Genomic DNA, 18,458 nt, shown 5'->3' on the forward strand with positions numbered 1-18,458 from the left:
GTTTCATTTCGTGGTGTTTGTTAGCGTTCGTGGACGCCGAACGAGGCGAGCAATCCTCAGCTCGATAGCGGCGAAAAATGGACGTTCAGCGCTATGAAGCTACTGGTTATTCATCAAAATTTTCCCGGTCAGTTCCGTCATGTGGTGCTGGCGGCGCTGGAGCGCGGTGATGAGGTTGTGGCGATAGGTCGGGACACTGCACCGGGCGTCGCCGGTGTGGAAATCCATCGATATCGAGCGACCAGCCGAGCGCCCGGCAATATTCACCCGTATCTGATCCGCTACGAACAAGCGGTGATCGACGGGCAGAAAGTTTTTGAAATCCTGGGCAGGCTGAAACGTTCGGGCTATCTGCCAGACGTGATTCTTGCTCATCCCGGGTGGGGAGAGACGCTGTTTGCCAAGGACGTCTATGCCGATACGCCGCTGATTCACTATTGCGAGTATTACTATCGAGCGCAGGGCGCCGATTGCGGGTTCGACCCTGAATTCCGCCGAGCCGCAAGGGAGTCGTCACGGCTGCGGGTGCTCAACTCGCTGCATCTGTTGAATCTTCAACAATGCGATATCGCAATCGCGCCTACGCAGTGGCAGCGCAGCCTGTTTCCGGCCGCTTACCGGTCGGCGATTCGGGTCATTCACGAAGGTGTGATTCAAAATTCTGACCTGGCGAAAGTCGGGGCAGTCAGACTGCCCAATGGAATCGAGCTCAAAGCCGGACAGCCGATCGTTACCTATGTCGCCAGAAACCTTGAGCCTTATCGCGGCTTTCACAGTTTCATGCGAGCTATTCCGCTTATTCAGGCCGAGTGCCCCGATGCGCAGATCATCGTGGTTGGCGGTGATGGCGTCAGTTATGGGAGTAGGCCGGTCGGGTACCCGGATTGGCGCAGCAGGATGGAGGCGGAGGTCAGTTTCGATCACTCCAGAGTGCATTTCACAGGGAAACTTCCTTACCAGACTTACCGTGCGGTTCTCGCATGTTCCAAAGTCCATGTCTATTTGACGTATCCGTTTGTCTTGTCGTGGTCGTTACTGGAGGCGATGGCGTCCGGTTGTGTGGTTGTTGCGTCGGATACGGCTCCGGTAAGGGAAGTCATTGTCGAGGGGGCTAATGGAATATTGGTGGATTTCTTTGACCATCAAGAAATTGCCAGAAGTGTAAGCAAGGTTTTGAAGTCGGCAGGTGAGTACGGTGGTCTTGCCAGCGCCGCGAAGTTGACGGCAGGTCGGTTCAGTGTGGAATCGGGCGTGAGCCAATATTTTGAGGTTTTTGCAAGCGCGATATCCGGGCATAGCGACATACCAACCGTTCCGCAGTTTGAGCGGGAGGTTTGAAATGTCCAGGAAGTCGCGTAAGCAGGCGATCAAGTGGTTTAAAAGGTTGTTGAAGTATGGATTGTTCTTTTATGTCTGTTACTGCGTAGCGGAATTCTATATTCGCAAAGAACAAACTGCCGAGTCGGCGGCTATTCACCAGGCAAATGAGAAAGCTTGCCAGAACAAGCTGGCGAGCATGCAGCAAGTGCCGATATTAGGCGGCGCCTATATAGATAAGACGCTAGTCCCTGAGTTTTATGTAGGCATGCCTGAAATGGTCAACAAGAAAGCGTGTCTGGCGATTGCTCTGAAGGGGCTTTTCTGGTGGACCGGGACGGGGCTGCACCGGTACCAGGATCAGCGCCCAGAGTCGATCCCCAAAAGTTGGCGGCTCTATAAATTGAACGCCGGACTTTTTACCAGGAAAGAAACCACCGAACCCCATGAGCGGGGTTATCGGCACGTCAACTGGCCGGATGAGTTGATTGTGAAACTAAAGAATTATCCGGGGCTGGAGATTTGGCTCGATGCACCTCCGCCGCATTTCAAGAATGAAGATTCGGTTAGAACGTTCGTCATTACTGGCTGGCCGCGGCGAGATGGAACCCCTCGGTTGATCAACTGTGACGGCTTGATTCGCCCGGCTTCGGAGGAAAAGCTGACTGACGAGAAACTGGCAAGGTTCAGCAGAACTGAATTGGAAAATCTTGATTTCGGCAAACTGAATTTCTTCTGCGCTATCAATCTGGATAACTTCGACTTCGCTGGTGGGCACGGTGGCGTAAAACTCGGATTAGCGTCATTACGCGAAGCACCTGAGATGCTCAAGTATCTCAGTGGTTATCTTTCACGGGCTGTTATTACAAGGAAGTAACAATGAGTTATGTTTTTAGCGACATGGAAAAATCAGAGATTTTCAACGCGGCTAATATTTGCAAAGGAATGAGGCTGAGCTCAAAACAAATTCAGTACGATGCGCTGAAAATAGCAGGGGCAAGCTGCGCCCCCCTGTACCAAAAGCTATTCGACATTATTGGTGAAAAAGTTTCTGACGTTGTAACTGCCGATAAAGAGGCCGGAGAAGTGCTGAAAAGCGCCAGACTCTGGCTTGCCGTGGCCATTGATGCCAACGGTGGAAGCGGTGCCTACTCTGCCCTGATTCGTGGTTACACCTCCCGCCAGGGTGAACTGAGACTGAATACAATTTTCAGTGAAGACCTGATGCAGCTTTCATCCAACCAGGTTGCCGTCAACTTCATCAATACCCTGATCAACGGATCCCTTGCCGGTCAACTGGCACCCTGGACCGTTCCGTCAATCAGCCAGATCGCAGAAATCGACGCCAGCGCGATTGGCGAGGCCCTGTTCAAGGAGGTTTGCGGGGAGGACGACACCGCCGTGAAACGTAACTCCGGTTGGTCTGGAACAGTCGGATTCAGCCTGTTGGGCGGTAAACCTCCCTATGAAACGTGGAGACTGATCTCTGCGGGCGACCCGGATGCGGAAGATGGCGGCCCACCCACTCAGGCAAAACCCAACCGGCTCGACGACTATAAAAACATTCTCTTCGCCATCGACGCCTACAGCGTCGGCCTGCGAGCGGCGATCAGTAATTTCGGCGTCAATCCACTGCAAAGTCTGCTATCGGTCGTACCCGAGCAAATCAACATCGCGCTGGCCAGTGGCAGTGTGAATCCGCTGATTCAGCATGTAGTCAAAGGCACGCCTGTTGCCGCCGTGGTCGAGCTGATCTTGCGCTACGGCCAGAACGAATTTCTCGACATGTTCAAGCGCACTCACGACGGCGATTCTGCTGCCACACCCACCACCAACGACACCTTCGCCAGCAATGCTTACGCCTTCTTCTCGGCATTCTCCCCAGAGCAGTCGCAAAGCATCGTCACCCGGACAATAGGCGAGTTCGGCAATGCCAATGCATGGGCAAAACTGGCAGGCGAGGCGACGCCGCTCGGTCTGGCGTTGCGCAACTCTTTGCAGCAACTCAGTGAAGTCGTCATAGAGCGAGCCGACGGTTATCCCGACCGCAACCTCGAGCTTTACGATCCGCACACTGGCGAAGGCTTTATCACCGCGCAGTGGCTGGCGGACCGTGCGCAGATGCTCGCCCGTTTGATTGCCCGAACCCAAGGCTCGTTTGGCGAACACTCGCTGCAGCAGTTTTCCTACTCCGATCTCGCCTCCGGCAAACAGGCGCCGATGACCACCGGAGTGCTGAACTCGTTGGCCATGTTCGGTGATGACGGCGGGCGATCTTTCGCCGGTGGCGCCAATGCCGATCATCTGTATGGCGGCGAGGGCAATGACTCAATCGATGGGATGGCCGGTCACGATGTAATTGAAGGTGGTCACGGCAATGACTCGCTAACCGGAGGTGACGGCAATGATGAGTTGTACGGGATGGCCGGTGACGATGTTCTGATCGGAGGAAAGGGTAACGACTCCTTGATCGGGGGCGAAGGCAACGACCGTTATGAATTCGCCAGCGGCGATGGCCTCGACGAGATTCTTGATGCCAACGCCGATGGGCAGCTGTGGATCAACGGCGCACCGATTCCCGCACTCAAACGCCGCGCGCCTCTGAGCAACATCTGGTCTACCGAGGATCGGTCCATCACCCTGGCGCTTGTTGAAAACACCCTCAACATCAAATACGGCCAGGGCGATCTGGTGGTGATCAAAAACTTCCAGCCCGGGATGCTTGGCATCCGCCTCCCTGAATACGAGGGGCAGCCGCTCACTGCTGCGGATTTGACGCTTCAGGGCGACTTGAAAGCCAAAGACGCCGATCCCACTGTCCCCGGCGATCAGCCCTCCTTTGATGAGCTGGGCAACGTGGTGCTGCTGCCCAAGGTCAAACAGCGCAACAAGGCCGACGTACTTTACGGTTCCGCCGCAGACGATGTCATTCTCGGCCTGGGCGGTTCTGATCGATTGTTTGGCAAGGCTGGAGACGATCGGTTATTCGGCGACAAGCAGACGACGCTCGAAAAAGCTATGGCCGACGGTGACGCCAAGGGCAAGGCGAATCGCGGAGACTGGCTCGACGGCGGGCAAGGTGACGATTTGCTTATCGGTACGGCATCCCGAGATGTTCTGCTCGGTGGCAATGACCGGGATACCTTGATCGGTGGTGCTGGCGACGATGTGTTATCCGGAGACGAAACCACCGGTGCGCTGGAGCAGGGTTGGGCGGTCAAACACGCTACCGTCACTATTGCTGGCGGTGTGACCAGTCACCGAACGGTCTTTTCAAAGGCCTCGATAAACAGTGCGTCCGAGGGCGGTGACGACGTGCTGTACGGGCAGGGTGGCAAGGACTTTATCGACGGCGGCTGGGGGGAGGACCTGCTTGACGGCGGAGCTGACGACGATTTTCTCAAAGGCGATCAAGGTAACGACACCCTGGCCGGTGGCAGCGGCAACGACGTGATGCTTGGTGACAACCTCGATTGGGGCGGTGGCCTGCCCAGCAGACACCATGGCAACGATGTGCTGGACGGCGGCAGTGGTGATGATTCACTCGGCGGTAACGGTGGCAGCGACGCTTTGTATGGCGGCCCTGGCAACGACATTTTGCAGGGTGATGACGGCGTACTGGACGGCGTCGAAGGCGATGCCGCGCATTTTTTTGGCGATGATCTGCTGGACGGTGGCCTCGGCGATGACACGCTCTGGGGCGGCGGTGGCGATGATTTGCTCTTCGGCGGCGAAGGCCATGACGATCTGATCGGCGACAGCCCTGACCATCCGGTTCGTTATCACGGCAACGACTTTCTCGATGGCGGCGCGGGGGATGACACCCTGCGCGGCATGGGCGGCGCAGATACGCTGGCGGGTGGCGCAGGGGCTGATTTCCTCGATGGCGACGTATCTGACCTGCAACCGGGCGGAAGCAACAACGACGTGCTTCAGGGCGGCGAAGGAAACGATACGTTACAGGGTGGTTTCGGTGCGGACACGCTGTACGGCGGCGCGGGTGACGACATTCTTGCCGGCGATTACGAAAACAGCGCTGAGGCCGAGCAGAATGCCGATTATCTACACGGTGGCTCAGGTAACGACACGTTGCTCGGTGGCGCTGGCAACGACACCTTGCTGGGCGGGGAAGGAACGGACTACCTTCGCGGCGATTCTGGCGACAACGTGTTTGATGGCGGTCCCGGTGCTGACGTGCTGGATGGCATGGATGGCGCTGACATCTACTATTTCGGCGCTGGCGACGGTCTGGATATCGTCACCGATGCCGGCGGCCGCAACATCATCAGGTTCGGTGCAGGGTTTTGCGCGCAAAGCCTGAAGGCCGACGTTATCGAAGTTACCGTCGGCACGGTTTTGCGACTGGCCAATGGCACGGGCGACGCGATACTCATCAAGAATCACGAGCGGTGGAAGGATTCCACATTCAGTTTCAGCGACGGCGTGGTACTTGATTACGCAGATGTCCTGCGCAAAACATTGCCACCGATAGAGATGTCCGAGCCACCCGTACCGGAACCTGTCACCGCCCCGGCAACCACTGAAAGCAAAGTTGCGGATCTGGTTAAGCCAGACGATGTCACCGCTGCGGCGCAAGGCCCGGTGGCGTCTGTTCAAGCGGTCAACTGGACCGATGAGTTCCTCGCGCAAATCCAGTCAAAACGCTCCGCCCGCAGACACGCCACAGGTTTTACCTTGAATGAGCAAGGCGTCTGGGTTCGCAGCCATATCACTACCAGCGACACCGGTTACACCACTCACACGGAGCTGATCGATGGCAGCGTCGAAGCGGGGACACTGTCTGAAACGCCGCCATGGATGAAGGTTGATGCAGGGCACGCCGTGGTCAGTGAAAGGCAGTCGACAACCACAACCCGTGTCGAAAATAAACAGGTGAAATCCGAGGGAGCGACAGCCTCTTCAAGTCAGGCGCTTCGCTATTATCGATCCGGCTCGGCCAACGGGTTTTCATTCAATTCGGGCGACGTATTGGTTGAGGACCGAAAGGAATCCGGCGCGCTTGAAGGCTGGTACGTCTATCCGGCGGCAAGCTTCAGTTCGGGCGCAACAGTGCCCAAGGCGTTTCGCTGGGATGTCACAACTGAAACGATCAAACGCAAAATCGTCCATGGCGACGATGCCGGCGGGCGAGTCAACGTCGAAGTGGAAAACGTTTTCCACGGCGGCGCGGGTGATGATCTGATCGTCGCTTATGCAGGCTCCCCACTTGACTACGGCACTGTCGGCGACAGAACACCGGGCGCGTTTTTATCCGCAGGTGCAGGTGACGATACCTTGCTGGGCGCCGAGGGCGCCGACTATCTGCTCAGCGGATCGGGTGATGACTGGCTCTACGGCGAAGACGGCGCCGACACCTACATCGTGCAAGCGCATGCCGGAGCGACAACCACGATTGCGGACGTGCTCAACCCTGTTTTCCATCGTGCAGAAGTCGGCGTAGCGGGGTGGAAAGATGAGTACGGATTGATCGATCAGGACACGGTCGTTCTTCCAGCAGATGCGCAGCGCGATGCACTGCAATTGAGCTGGAGTGCTGCGCTGATAGAGACCACCCATGTCGAGCTGGAGCCCAACCCGGATCGCGCGGCTTACCGCAACCCGCCGAGAGCGAAAATGCTTCATCCGACACTCGATATCCAATGGGGCGGGACACAGAAAGTCCGCATCGTCTGGCCCCACAGCGGTGAACTTGAGGGCGCCGGTATTGAGCTCGTCAAGTTCGCCGATGGGTCGGTCGCAAGTTTGAAGCAGCTCCTGGAATCAAGTCAGCCGGGACCTGCGCCCGAGACTTTTCATACGGGTGTCATCGTCAACCATCCCACCCGTTCAACTTCCTTGCGAGACGGACGAGCGCTGCCACTCGTGGGCGGTCGCGGCAATGACACGATAAGCGGCGCGGGAGAGATCCGAGGCATGCACGGGGATGACGTGCTCACGGGCAGCCCCGGTGATGATCTGCTGCTGGGTGGGCCGGGCAATGACACGCTAAGCGGCGGCGCGGGAAATGATATCTACCGATACGATGGCCTCGGCAGAGACGTGATCATCAACAACGGAGGCGGCCTGGACGGGATCGATTTTTCCGAGCGCAGGCTGACGATCGACAACCTGAAGTTTCACCGTGAGCGTGATGATCTGGTGATCGTGGTCGACTACGGCATGGCACCGAAAATCCGGGTTTCCAGTCATTTTGCCGAAGGTGAAAACGCTATTGGCTTCATAAGAGTCAGCGAAGGAACAGCGACTCAAGACTACAGCGCGACGCAGATTGCCGAGCGCCTGCACCCGCTTCCGCCATTAAGGGATGTCGAGGATATTTTGATAAAGGGCGACGATGAAGCGCAGCGGGCAATCAAGGAAATCATTGAGTTCTACGAACTGAATGTCTGACAGGACGACCGATTGAGCCGGCCCGCGATGGAAATCCAGTCGCCATAGCGGGCCTCGCGCCACTTCAATACTGGGTCAGATCCGCCAATGGATGCCGTCCCTCCCAGACTTTATGAAAGTGCGCCTCGACCACCGCATCCGGCACGCTACTGATATCCGGCCAGTGCCAGTGCGGCTTCTGATCCTTGTCGATCAACCGCGCGCGCACGCCTTCGCTGAATTCCGGATGACGGCAGCAATTGAGGCTCAGGGTGTATTCCATCTGGAATACTTCGGCCAGCGACATGTGCCGCGCGCGGCTGATCTGTTCCCAGACCAGATGCGCGGTCAGCGGCGAGCCCTCGGTCATGGTTTTCGCCGCTCGGGCGATCAATGGATCGCTGCTGTCGCGGTGCAGACTGATGGCTTTCCACGCACAGGCAACGTCGCTGACGTCGAGCAGTTCGTCGATCAGCTGGCGACGCGGCAGCCACTGCGCTTCGGGCATTTGCTCAAGTGCCTCCTGCTGCAGAGCCTTGAGCAGGCTGTTGAGCTGCATGGCGGTCTGTTCCTGCCAGTTCAATTGCAGCAGGCCTTCGATCAATTGCGGTTGCTGTTCGTCGAGCAGGAAGCGATCGGCCAGGGCCAGATCCAGCGCATCACGGCCGTTGATGTGCGCGCCGGTCAGGCCGAGAAACAAGCCGAGCTTGCCCGGCAATCGGGCGAGAAACCAACTGGCGCCGACGTCCGGATACAGTCCAATAGTGATTTCCGGCATCGCCAGACGGCTGCTCGGCGTGACGATCCGCGTGCTCGCGCCCTGCAACAGGCCCATGCCGCCACCGAGCACATAACCGTGACCCCAGCAGATCAGCGGTTTCGGATAGGTATGCAGGCTGTAATCGAGGCGGTATTCCGCGCTGAAAAACTGCGCGGCCAACGGCGGGACTTCGCCGGGGTGAGCGCGGCAGGCTTCGACCAGGCTGCGCACCTCACCGCCGGCGCAGAAGGCTTTGGCGCCGTTGCCGCGCAGCAGCACGCAGACGATTTGCGGGTCATTGGCCCAGGCGTTCAATTTGTCGCTGAGCGCGTTGATCATCGGCAGGGACAGTGCGTTCAGCGATTTTTCGGCATCCAGGCTGGCGATGCCGATGCGGGCGCCGTCGGTGCCGGTAAGTTCTTCGAAGTGCAGATTCATCGTGACCTCGATCGGGAATTTGAGCGATCAGTATGATCGCTATGGGGGAAAGTGCCGGATCTGCGTCAGATCAATTGACAAGCGTGGTCGGCTTTCCTAGGGTTCGCCCCATTGTTTTTGCCGGAAATGACCATGACTGCTGACGACCGTATCAAACTCGAACCGAGCTGGAAGGAGGCACTGCGTGCTGAGTTCGACCAGCCTTACATGGCAGAGTTGCGCAGCTTTCTGCAGCAGGAGCGGGCGGCCGGCAAGGAGATCTATCCGCCGGGACCGCTGATTTTCAACGCACTGAACTCAACGCCGCTGGACAAGGTGAAAGTGGTGATCCTCGGCCAGGACCCGTACCACGGCCCGGGCCAGGCCCACGGTCTGTGCTTCTCGGTGCAGCCGGGCGTGCCGGCACCGCCGTCGCTGGTCAACATCTATAAAGAGCTGAAACGCGACCTCAATATCGACATTCCCAACCACGGCTACCTGCAGAGCTGGGCCGAACAGGGCGTGCTGCTGCTCAACACCACCATGACGGTTGAGCGCGCCAACGCCAACGCGCACAAGGACAAGGGCTGGCAACACTTCACCGACCGCATCATTGAGGTGGTCAGCGAGCGGCAGCCGCATCTGGTGTTCATGCTCTGGGGCGCCCATGCGCAGAGCAAGCAGAAGCTGATCGACGCGACCAAGCACCTGGTGCTGACCTCGGTGCATCCGTCGCCGTTGTCGGCCTATCGCGGGTTTTTGGGCTGTGGGCATTTCAGCCGGACCAACAAGTTTCTCGAACAGAATGGCGAAACGCCGATCGACTGGCGCTTGCCACCGATTTGATGTGTCGACCGGGTTGGCCCCTTCGCGAGCAGGCTCGCTCCCACAGGAATTGTGTGCAAGCCACAAACCCCCTGTGGGAGCGAGCCTGCTCGCGAAAAGAGCGACCCGATCTCGCAGACTTAGGCGGGATGACGATTCCAGTACTTGAACAACGGCTCCGCCAGAAACAGCACAAACAACAGCCGCATCACCTGCATCGCCGTCACCAGCGGCACCGACAGTTGCAGGGTCTCCGCCGTCAGGCTCATCTCGGCGATCCCGCCGGGCATCATGCCCAGGGTCAGTGAACGCAGATCCAGATGGGTCAATGCACTCAAGCCCAGCGCCGCCAGCGACGCGATCAACATGGTCAGCGCCGTGCCGATCAACGTCCGGCCCATGAACGACGGCGCGCGGCGGAAGAACTGCCGATTGAAGTGACAGCCCAGGCCGCTGCCAATCAGCCATTGGCCGATCTGACTGCCGCCGTTGGGCAAACCGATGTGCAGATCCCACGTAATGCTCACCGCCGCACTGACCAGCAACGGCCCGAACAGCCATGGATTGGGTTGGCGCAGACGCTGCCAGAGCCAGGCGAGCAGGGCGCCCGCCGGGAACAGAATCGCCAGCCAGCGCCAATCGACGCTGCCTGCATGAGAAATCGGCGTGCCGTCACCGAGCAGATACTTGAACGCCGCCGGCACGCACAACACCACCACCAACACCCGCAGACTCTGCCCGGCCGCGACATGGCTGAGCAGTGCACCGTTGCGCGCCCCGAGGTTGACCATCTCCCCGGAACCACCGGGCATACTTGAGAAAAACGCCGTGGCGCGATCCTCGCCGGTGCGGCGCATCAGCCATACGCCGACCACCGCCGACAGGCTGGTGACCAGCGCACCGAAGAAGATCAAACCGAAATGACTGAGCACCTGTTCCATCACCAACGGGGTGAAGTGCAGGCCGATACCGATGCCGACGATCCACTGACCGCACTTGCGCCCGCCAGGGATTTCCGCCAGTTGCCACGGCGTCAGGCAGCGCACCAGGATGATCGCCAGCAACGAGCCGACCATCCACGGAAGCGGCCAGCCGATCTGGCTGGCGATGAAACCGCCAAGCAGACCGACCAGCGGGGTGCCCCACCAGGCTTTCAGGGACAAGCGATCAAACATCGGCAATGACGCGCCGTGCCGCCGAACGTTTACGCCAGATGCGAATCAGCGGCATCAGCAGCATGATCGCGGTGAGGATCCAGCAACCGAAGGTGATCGGACTCGACCAGAGAATCTCCAGCGCGCCATTGGAGATCGACAGCGCGCGACGCAGGTTCTGCTCCATCAGGCCTCCGAGGATGAAGCCCAGCAGCAGTGGCGACAGCGGGAAATCCAGCTTGCGCAGGATGTAACCGAAGATGCCGATACCGATCATCAGGAACAGATCGAAGGTGGTCGCGTGCACCGCGTAAACGCCGATCCCGGTGATGATCGCGATGATCGGCACCAGCGCCCAGTTCGGCACGGCGAGGATGCGGGTGAATACGCGGATCATCGGGATGTTGAGGATCACCAGCATCACGTTGGCGATGAACAACGACGCGATCAGACCCCAGACGATGTCCGGTTGCTGTTGGAACAGCAGTGGACCCGGGGTGATGTTGTACAGCGACAGCGCGCCGATCATCACCGCAGTGGTGCCCGAACCCGGAACGCCGAGGGTCAGCATCGGAACGAGAGCGCCGCACGCCGCGCCGCCGATCGCGGTTTCCGGAGCGGCCAGACCACGGGGGTCGCCTTCACCGAATTTGCCGCTGGAGCCAGCGATGCGTTTCTCGGTCATGTAGGCCACGGCACTGGCGAGCGTTGCGCCGGCACCGGGCAGCACGCCCATGATGAAACCGAGCACGCCGCAGCGCACGTTGACGACGAAAACCGACGCCGCTTCCTTGAAGTTGAACATCATCCGGCCGGTGGCTTTCACCGCTTCCTGGCCGTGGTGGGTTTTTTCCAGCAGCAGAAGGATTTCGCTGATCGAGAACAGACCCAGCACCAGCACGACGAACTGGATGCCGTCGGTCAGGTGAATGTTGTCGCCGGTGAAGCGGTACACGCCACTGTTGGCGTCGATGCCGACGGTGGAAAGGAACAGACCGATCAGCGCCGCAATAAAGGTCTTCAACGGTCGATCACCGGCCATGCCGCCGAGACAGACAATCGCGAACACCATCAACACGAAGTATTCCGCCGGTCCGAAGGCAATCGCCCATTTCGCCAGCAGCGGCGCAAACAGGACCATGCCGCAGGTGGCGATGAACGCGCCGATGAACGAACTCCACGCCGACAGCGACAGCGCGACACCGGCCATACCTTTACGGGCCATCGGATAGCCGTCGAGGGTGGTCATGACGGTGGAAGCTTCACCGGGAATGTTCAGCAGGATCGAGCTGATCCGGCCGCCGTATTCGCAGCCCAGATACACCGCCGCGAGCAGGATCAGCGCCGACTCCGGCGGCAGGCCGAGTGCGAACGCGATCGGAATCAGCAACGCCACGCCATTGATCGGACCAAGGCCCGGCAGCAGACCGACGACGGTGCCGATCAGGGTGCCGCACAGTGCGGTCACCAGGTTGTACGGGCTCAGCGCGACGCCGAAGCCCTGACCCAAATAGCCAAGGGTATCCATATCAGTTCTCCAGGACGCTGAGCAGGCCGAGGGGCAGCGGAACATCCATCAAGCGATCGAACAGCAGATAGAGACCAACCGCCATCAGGCTGATGATCACCACGCTAGGCAGCCAGCGGCCGCCATAGAGACGGGCCATCGGTACGCCGGTAATGATGCTGGCCACGATGAAGCCAAGGGGTTCGAAGGTGCCGGCAAACACCAGCAGCAACACCACGCACAGACCGATCTTGGTCAGGGTTTCGCGATCCAGCGGCGGCTCATCCGGGTTGTGTTTGATGGGTGCCGGGCGAACCACCATGTACAGCAGCGCCAGCCCCATCAGGCCGAGCATCAGCAGCGGAAAGGCGCGTGGGCCGACCGGTTCATAGGAAAAAGCCGCTTGGTACGGCCACGCCATCAGTGCCAGGCCGGCACACACCAGCAGCAACACCGAGGCGAAAATGCGTTGAATAAGCATGGGAGCTCCTGTGCTGCGTCCCCGCGTAGGAGACGCAGCCACTAGACAGAGACGATCACTGGATCAGGCCGAACTCTTTGGCCAGCACTTTGTAGTCGGCGACCTGCTTCTTCACGTAGGTGTCCAGTTCCGGGCCGGTCATGGCGAACGGGAACAGCTCACGCTGATCGCGCAGCTTGGCGAACTCGTCGGAAGCCAGCAGTTTGTCGAACGAGTCTTTCCACCAGGCGTAGTCTTCGTCGCTGACTTTTGGCCCGAGGTAGAAGCCGCGCACCACCGGCCAGACGATGTCGTAGCCTTGCTCGCGAGCGGTCGGGATGTCCTTCATTTCCGGTTCGTCGAGACGCTTGTCCGAGAACACCGCGAGCAGGCGCATGTCACCGCTCTGGATGTGCGGCATGGAGTCGGAGATGTCGGTACTGCCGACCTGGATGTGGCCGCCGAGCAGGGCCGTGGCGATCTCACCGCCGCCTTCGAGTGCCACATAACGCAGCTCGCGCGGGTTGATGCCGGCGGCCTTGGCGATCAGTGCGGTCTGCATCCAGTCCTGGCTGCCGACGGTGCCGCCGGAGCCGATAACCACCGAGCCTGGATCTTTCTTCAACGCCTGAACGAGATCGTCGAGGGTCTTGTAGGGCGAATCGCTTTTCACTGCGATGGCACCGTAGCTGGTGCCGACGGCCGCGAGCCAGCGCACGTTGGTTTCATCGAAGCGGCCGAACTTGCCCTGGGCCAGGTTCAACAGCGAACCGCTCGACCACGCCACCAGCGTGCCGGCATCCGCCGGACGTTGCGCGACCACCGCGTTGTACGCCACCGCGCCGACACCGCCGGGCATGTAGGTGACGCGCATCGGCTTGCTCAGCAACTTCTGGTTGACCAGTGCGCTCTGCACCAGTTTGCAGGTCAGGTCGAAACCACCGCCGGGGGAGGCGGGGGCGATGCATTCCGGACGTTTCGGCTCGGCCATGAGTTGGCCGGCAAACAGCATCGCGCCAGCGGCGAGAGCAACTTTACGCAGTGATACGTTCATTTGAGTCTCCAGAGGAGTTGTTGTTATGGATGGACCGAATGACCAAAGGGCAACGCGAAAACCTAGCGGCAGGCGCAGTTTTCTCGCGGCGCGCGCGCAACGACTGAAACAACGGAGGGGAAACAGGACTGCGGCGAGAAGCCGACGGTGCAACGGTGGAATCGAGCAAGGCGAGCAGGCATTACAGCCTTGGTGCGCATGGAGGGCATGCTGGGGTACTCCGTTATTGTTCTTATGAGTCGAAAACGCTTCATGGCGTTTTTCGTTGCGCTGTGTGGCGGCAGCGGCGACAGTCGAAACTGTCCGTGGGCCGACTCTAACCGGCTAACCTTTCAACAACCTTTCAATTGTCTTTCACGGTTTTTCGGGCTTCACAGCGGCGGTTGCGGCTGTAAACTCCGCGACAAAGCGTGGCGTCGGCCAACCCTGAACGAGGTAAAAATCCATGCGTGTCCTGCTCGTCGAAGACCATTTGCAACTGGCCGAAAGCGTGGCTCAGGCGCTCAAGAGCACCGGTCTGACGGTGGATGTGTTGCACGATGGCGTAGCTGCCGACCTGGCGTTGGGCAGCGAGGAATACGCCGTAGCGATCCTCGACGTAGGCCTGCCGCGCATGGACGGTTTCGAGGTGCTGGCGCGGCTGCGTGCACGCGGCAAAAACCTGCCGGTGTTGATGCTGACCGCGCGCAGCGACGTCAAGGATCGCGTGCATGGCCTCAATCTCGGTGCTGACGACTACCTGGCCAAGCCGTTCGAACTGACGGAACTGGAAGCGCGGGTCAAAGCCTTGCTGCGCCGCAGTGTGCTGGGCGGCGAGCGTCAGCAGCGCTGTGGTGTGCTGGCTTACGACCTCGATACGCGGCGCTTCACCCTCGGCGACGAACTGCTGACCCTCACCTCGCGCGAGCAAGCCGTTCTCGAAGCGTTGATCGCGCGGCCGGGGCGAGTGATGAGCAAGGAGCAACTGGCCGCGCAGGTGTTCGGCCTCGATGAAGAAGCCAGCCCCGACGCCATCGAAATCTACGTGCACCGCTTGCGCAAGAAACTCGATGGCCAGCCCGTGGCCATCGTCACCTTCCGTGGCCTCGGCTATCTGCTGGAAAGCCGCGATGCATAAGCCCAGCAGCCTGCGCTGGCGGTTGCTGTGGAACCTTGGATGGTTGCTGGTGGTGCTGATGCTCGCCAGCGGCTTGAGCGCTTACTGGAACGGTCGCGAAGCCGCCGACACCGCGTATGACCGCACGCTGCTGGCCTCGGCACGCACCATCGCTGCCGGGTTGTCGCAGCGCGATGGCAGCCTCAGCGCCGATGTGCCTTACGTGGCGCTGGACACCTTCGCCTACGACAGCGCCGGGCGCATCTATTACCAGGTCAACGACATTCACCAGAAGCTGATTTCCGGCTACGAAAATCTTCCCGGGCCACCGCCCGGCACGCCGCGCACCGACAGCTATCCGGCGCTGGCGCGCTTTTACAATGCGAAGTACAACGGCCAGAACGTGCGCGTGGTCAGCCTGCTCAAGGCCGTAAGCGAGCCGAACATGAACGGCATGGCGGAGATCCGCGTGGCTGAAACCGACGAAGCGCGAGTCAGTATGGCGCGCAGTCTGGCGGCCGATACGTTGCTGCGCCTGGGCATGCTGGCTGTGGGTGCATTGCTGCTGGTGTGGTTCGCGGTGAGTGCGGCGTTGCGCCCGCTGGAGCGGTTAAGAACCGCTGTTGAGGAACGCCAGCCCGACGACTTGCGGCCGCTGCCGCTGGTGGAAGTGCAGCATGAACTGGGACCCCTGGTACGCGCGCTCAATCATTTCACCGAAAGGCTACGCGGCCAGTTCGAGCGGCAGGCGCAGTTCATCGCCGATGCCGCTCACGAGTTGCGCACGCCGCTGGCGGCACTCAAGGCACGCCTGGAATTGGGCCTGCGCTCAAACGAACCGGAAACCTGGCGCACCACCCTTGAGTCATCCGCACAAAGCACCGATCGCCTGACCCATCTGGCCAATCAGCTGTTGTCGCTGGCCCGGGTCGAAAACGGTGCGCGGGCGATTGCCGAGGGCGGCGCGCAGTTGCTCGATCTGAGTCAATTGGCTCGTGAACTGGGCATGGCCATGGCGCCTTTGGCGCACAAGCGCGGCGTGGCGCTGGCGCTTGAAGCGGATGAACCGGTGTGGCTGCGCGGTGAGCCGACGCTGCTCAATGAGCTGCTGAGCAATCTGGTCGACAACGCGCTGGCGCATACGCCATCGGGCGGCAATGTGATTCTGCGGGTCACGGCCCCGGCGGTGCTTGAGGTTGAGGACGACGGGCCAGGCATCCCGCTGCACGAGCGTGATCGAGTGTTCGAACGGTTTTATCGGCGCAATCAGCAGGTTGCCGGTTCAGGTCTGGGCTTGGCGATTGTCGGCGAGATCTGTCGCGCGCATCTGGCGCAGATCACCTTGCATGATGGCGAGCAGGCAGGGTTGAAGGTGCGGGTCAGTTTTATTGCCGGGTGATACTTTTGTGGCGAGGAGTTTTTGTGGTGAGGGGATTTATCCCCGCTCGGCTGCGCAGCAGTCGCAGTTCAGCGATCACAATCTATCTGGAAAAAACCGGGTCGCAGAGTTCAGGGTCGCTTCGCAACCCAACGGGGATAAATCCCCTCACTACAGGTCAGTAGAACATCGACCGCGATTCTTCCAGATCCGCGCAGAACTGCTTGTTCTCCGGGTCAATCCCCAGCTTCCTGAACGCCGGCACGCTAAACGGGTCAATCCGCGCAAACGGATGATCGGTGTCCTTGCGGCAATACAAATTGGCCACTTGCACGACATCGACGTAATCGATGCGCGTCGAGTCGCGGCTGAAGTCTTGATACAGCAACGGCAAATGCACCAGGCGCTCGGGAAACTCCCAGACCCGCAGCAATTTCTCGCCCAGCAATGGGTGAATCTGCTCGATCACATGGGTCAGGCTGACCGCATCGGAGAGCAGTTCATTGTGGTCTTCGGCGTAAGTCAGAATCGGCAACACGCCAATCTGATGCACCAGCCCGCCGAGTGCCGCCTGATCGGGTTTGAGCTGGGTGTGGCGACGACACAGCGCATAGCTGACGCCAGCGATTTCCAGACTGCTGCGCCAGACTTCGCGCATCTTCTGTTCGACCACTTCGGAGCGGGCATTGAAGATCTGCTCCATCACTAGACCGATCGCCAGGTTGCTGCTGTAGTTGATGCCCAAACGGGTAATGGCGGTGTGCAGGTCGGTGACTTCCTGCGCAGCGCGCAGCAGCGGACTGTTGACCACTTTGATCAGGCGCGCCGACAGCGCGGTGTCGCGGCCGATGACTTTGCTCAGATCGCTGACGCTGATTTCCGGATCCTCGGCGGCCTTGCGAATTTGCAGGGCCACTTCCGGCAACGTTGGCAGAACCAGGTCATCGTTATCGATGGCCGCAACCAAATCCTGTTGGACCTTTTCCGCCAGTTCGCTCATTTGGACTCTCTAGGGTGTTGCAACAATGCTGCGATCAACGCTGGATTTCGCGGTCGCGATCCAGTTCGTAAGGCAGGTCGAGCACGTGCAACGCGGGGCCTTCGAGGGCGCCCAGACGCAAATCACCGGCTTCGGCAGCTTCGGCCTGCAACACGGCCAGGAGTTCAATGTTTCCCTCGGCATTGGCCGCCAGCACCACTTCGCCGATCGAGCTGTTGTGGCTGGGCGCGAACAACTGAGTGCCGGGCTCCGGCAACTCGGCCGCGTCCAGGCGCAGTCGGTACAGGCGCCGCTTGAGCTTGCCCAGATACTGCATGCGCGCGACGATTTCCTGGCCGGTGTAGCAGCCTTTCTTGAAGCTCACGCCGCCGACCGCCTGCAAATTGAGCATCTGCGGGATAAACAGCTCGCGGGTGGAAGGCATGACCTGGCCGATACCGGCGCGGATCTGGCCCAGCAGCCATTGATTCAGTTCGGCCTCAGGCAGCGCGGTCGACAGTTGGCTTTGCACCCTTTGCGCCTGAGCGGCAGGCACCCAGAGTTCGGCGCGCTCGGGCGAAACGCGAATTGCGATCAGGCCTTCATGGCGCACAACGCTGTCGGTTTCGGCGGGCAGTGCCAGACCGAGGCTGGTCAGGGCTACGTCGCCATGCGCCAGACCGAAGCGCACCCAGGCGGCGCTTTCGTCGGTCAGTTTCGATTTGGAGAACACCGCGTACTTTTTCAGGTCGGCCAGTTGCGGTTCGAGCAGCTCGCTGGCCATCGCCATCACCACGCCGTCACCTTCAAGCAGGATGCGGAAGCTCGACTGCATCCGGCCTTTCTGTGTGCAGCGGGCGCCGAGGCTGGCGCGGGTGTCGCTCAGGTAATTGATGTTGCAGGTCAACTGGCCTTGCAGGAATTTTCCGGCGTCCGCACCGCGAACCGCGAGTACGCCTTCATGAGACAGGGTGCAGAAAAAAGCAGAATCGGCCATGGGTCATCGCAGGGTAAATAGACTGGGGCACATCATAAGGGGGCAGGGTTGAAATGGGTAGTTGATAAAGGATCAGGGGTGCCCGACCAAAGCCGACTGTGCGGCCCGCGCCGGGGCTGTATAC

General features: G+C 59.9%; 13 protein-coding genes. 6 read left to right on the plus strand and 7 right to left on the minus strand.

Translation table 11 applies throughout. The features are described 5' to 3' along the window. The first annotated feature begins 93 nt into the window (after nucleotides 1-93). Genes AB4O12_RS01110 through AB4O12_RS01120 form a run of 3 tightly spaced genes read left to right on the plus strand, consistent with a single transcriptional unit; the run spans nucleotide 94 to nucleotide 7,728 of the window. Nucleotides 94-1,338: a glycosyltransferase family 4 protein gene (locus tag AB4O12_RS01110; RefSeq protein WP_460060163.1), complete on the plus strand. Its 1,245-nt coding sequence runs from the start codon at nucleotides 94-96 to the stop codon at nucleotides 1,336-1,338. Between the two features lies 1 nt (nucleotide 1,339). Then, nucleotides 1,340-2,194: a hypothetical protein gene (locus AB4O12_RS01115; RefSeq protein WP_460060165.1), complete on the plus strand. Its 855-nt coding sequence runs from the start codon at nucleotides 1,340-1,342 to the stop codon at nucleotides 2,192-2,194. Nucleotides 2,195-2,196: 2 nt separating this feature from the next. Beyond that, nucleotides 2,197-7,728, plus strand: a complete 5,532-nt coding sequence (locus AB4O12_RS01120; protein ID WP_460060166.1) for a calcium-binding protein — start codon at nucleotides 2,197-2,199, stop codon at nucleotides 7,726-7,728. Nucleotides 7,729-7,792: 64 nt separating this feature from the next. Here the strand turns inward: AB4O12_RS01120 and AB4O12_RS01125 are convergent, their stop codons facing one another. Beyond that, nucleotides 7,793-8,905 carry an enoyl-CoA hydratase/isomerase family protein gene (locus AB4O12_RS01125; RefSeq protein ID WP_460060167.1) on the minus strand — a complete coding sequence of 371 codons (1,113 nt, stop codon included), beginning with the start codon at nucleotides 8,903-8,905 and terminating at the stop codon, nucleotides 7,793-7,795. A gap of 132 nt (nucleotides 8,906-9,037) precedes the next feature. Here AB4O12_RS01125 and ung point away from each other — a divergent pair, with 132 nt between their 5' ends. Next, a complete protein-coding gene (gene ung, locus AB4O12_RS01130; RefSeq protein WP_252877641.1) occupies nucleotides 9,038-9,730 on the plus strand; it encodes a uracil-DNA glycosylase in 693 nt (230 codons plus the stop codon). A gap of 119 nt (nucleotides 9,731-9,849) precedes the next feature. Here ung and AB4O12_RS01135 read toward each other — a convergent pair whose 3' ends face one another. From AB4O12_RS01135 to AB4O12_RS01150, 4 genes are read right to left on the minus strand one after another with little or no spacing between them, the layout of a single operon-like run. Beyond that, nucleotides 9,850-10,884 carry an AbrB family transcriptional regulator gene (locus AB4O12_RS01135; RefSeq protein ID WP_056783516.1) on the minus strand — a complete coding sequence of 345 codons (1,035 nt, stop codon included), beginning with the start codon at nucleotides 10,882-10,884 and terminating at the stop codon, nucleotides 9,850-9,852. Continuing rightward, nucleotides 10,877-12,391, minus strand: a complete 1,515-nt coding sequence (locus AB4O12_RS01140) for a tripartite tricarboxylate transporter permease (protein WP_056783519.1) — start codon at nucleotides 12,389-12,391, stop codon at nucleotides 10,877-10,879. The genes AB4O12_RS01135 and AB4O12_RS01140 overlap by 8 nt, the downstream gene beginning before the upstream one ends. 1 nt (nucleotide 12,392) lies before the next feature. Then, nucleotides 12,393-12,851 (minus strand): tripartite tricarboxylate transporter TctB family protein, encoded by a 459-nt coding sequence (locus tag AB4O12_RS01145; RefSeq protein WP_095180598.1) that lies wholly within the window; start codon nucleotides 12,849-12,851, stop codon nucleotides 12,393-12,395. Between the two features lie 55 nt (nucleotides 12,852-12,906). After that, nucleotides 12,907-13,884, minus strand: coding sequence for a Bug family tripartite tricarboxylate transporter substrate binding protein (locus tag AB4O12_RS01150; RefSeq protein WP_024011991.1), 978 nt, complete (start codon nucleotides 13,882-13,884; stop codon nucleotides 12,907-12,909). A gap of 445 nt (nucleotides 13,885-14,329) precedes the next feature. On the opposite strand from AB4O12_RS01150, the gene AB4O12_RS01155 reads away from it, so the two are divergent. Next, the gene (locus AB4O12_RS01155; RefSeq protein WP_024011992.1) at nucleotides 14,330-15,001 is read left to right on the plus strand and encodes a response regulator; all 672 of its coding nucleotides are present in this window, start codon (nucleotides 14,330-14,332) and stop codon (nucleotides 14,999-15,001) included. Continuing rightward, complete coding sequence (locus tag AB4O12_RS01160; protein WP_024011993.1) at nucleotides 14,994-16,379, plus strand: sensor histidine kinase; 1,386 nt, start codon at nucleotides 14,994-14,996, stop codon at nucleotides 16,377-16,379. The genes AB4O12_RS01155 and AB4O12_RS01160 overlap by 8 nt, the downstream gene beginning before the upstream one ends. Before the next feature lie 157 nt (nucleotides 16,380-16,536). On the opposite strand, the gene AB4O12_RS01165 is transcribed toward AB4O12_RS01160, so the two are convergent. Beyond that, a complete protein-coding gene (locus tag AB4O12_RS01165; RefSeq protein WP_016770675.1) occupies nucleotides 16,537-17,358 on the minus strand; it encodes an HDOD domain-containing protein in 822 nt (273 codons plus the stop codon). Nucleotides 17,359-17,392: 34 nt separating this feature from the next. Continuing rightward, the gene (gene ygfZ, locus AB4O12_RS01170) at nucleotides 17,393-18,334 is read right to left on the minus strand and encodes a CAF17-like 4Fe-4S cluster assembly/insertion protein YgfZ (protein WP_323621127.1); all 942 of its coding nucleotides are present in this window, start codon (nucleotides 18,332-18,334) and stop codon (nucleotides 17,393-17,395) included. Between the last annotated feature and the right edge of the window lie 124 nt (nucleotides 18,335-18,458).

This window comes from Pseudomonas sp. S2_A05 (assembly GCF_054668485.1).

What these genes read in the sequence shown, in the direction of transcription:
- AB4O12_RS01110 (WP_460060163.1), top strand. Translation starts at nt 94, where the DNA reads ATGAAGCTACTGGTTATTCATCAAAATTTTCCCGGTCAGTTCCGTCAT.
- AB4O12_RS01115 (WP_460060165.1), top strand. Translation starts at nt 1,340, where the DNA reads ATGTCCAGGAAGTCGCGTAAGCAGGCGATCAAGTGGTTTAAAAGGTTG.
- AB4O12_RS01120 (WP_460060166.1), top strand. Translation starts at nt 2,197, where the DNA reads ATGAGTTATGTTTTTAGCGACATGGAAAAATCAGAGATTTTCAACGCG.
- AB4O12_RS01125 (WP_460060167.1), bottom strand. Translation starts at nt 8,905, where the DNA reads ATGAATCTGCACTTCGAAGAACTTACCGGCACCGACGGCGCCCGCATC.
- ung (WP_252877641.1), top strand. Translation starts at nt 9,038, where the DNA reads ATGACTGCTGACGACCGTATCAAACTCGAACCGAGCTGGAAGGAGGCA.
- AB4O12_RS01135 (WP_056783516.1), bottom strand. Translation starts at nt 10,884, where the DNA reads ATGTTTGATCGCTTGTCCCTGAAAGCCTGGTGGGGCACCCCGCTGGTC.
- AB4O12_RS01140 (WP_056783519.1), bottom strand. Translation starts at nt 12,391, where the DNA reads ATGGATACCCTTGGCTATTTGGGTCAGGGCTTCGGCGTCGCGCTGAGC.
- AB4O12_RS01145 (WP_095180598.1), bottom strand. Translation starts at nt 12,851, where the DNA reads ATGCTTATTCAACGCATTTTCGCCTCGGTGTTGCTGCTGGTGTGTGCC.
- AB4O12_RS01150 (WP_024011991.1), bottom strand. Translation starts at nt 13,884, where the DNA reads ATGAACGTATCACTGCGTAAAGTTGCTCTCGCCGCTGGCGCGATGCTG.
- AB4O12_RS01155 (WP_024011992.1), top strand. Translation starts at nt 14,330, where the DNA reads ATGCGTGTCCTGCTCGTCGAAGACCATTTGCAACTGGCCGAAAGCGTG.
- AB4O12_RS01160 (WP_024011993.1), top strand. Translation starts at nt 14,994, where the DNA reads ATGCATAAGCCCAGCAGCCTGCGCTGGCGGTTGCTGTGGAACCTTGGA.
- AB4O12_RS01165 (WP_016770675.1), bottom strand. Translation starts at nt 17,358, where the DNA reads ATGAGCGAACTGGCGGAAAAGGTCCAACAGGATTTGGTTGCGGCCATC.
- ygfZ (WP_323621127.1), bottom strand. Translation starts at nt 18,334, where the DNA reads ATGGCCGATTCTGCTTTTTTCTGCACCCTGTCTCATGAAGGCGTACTC.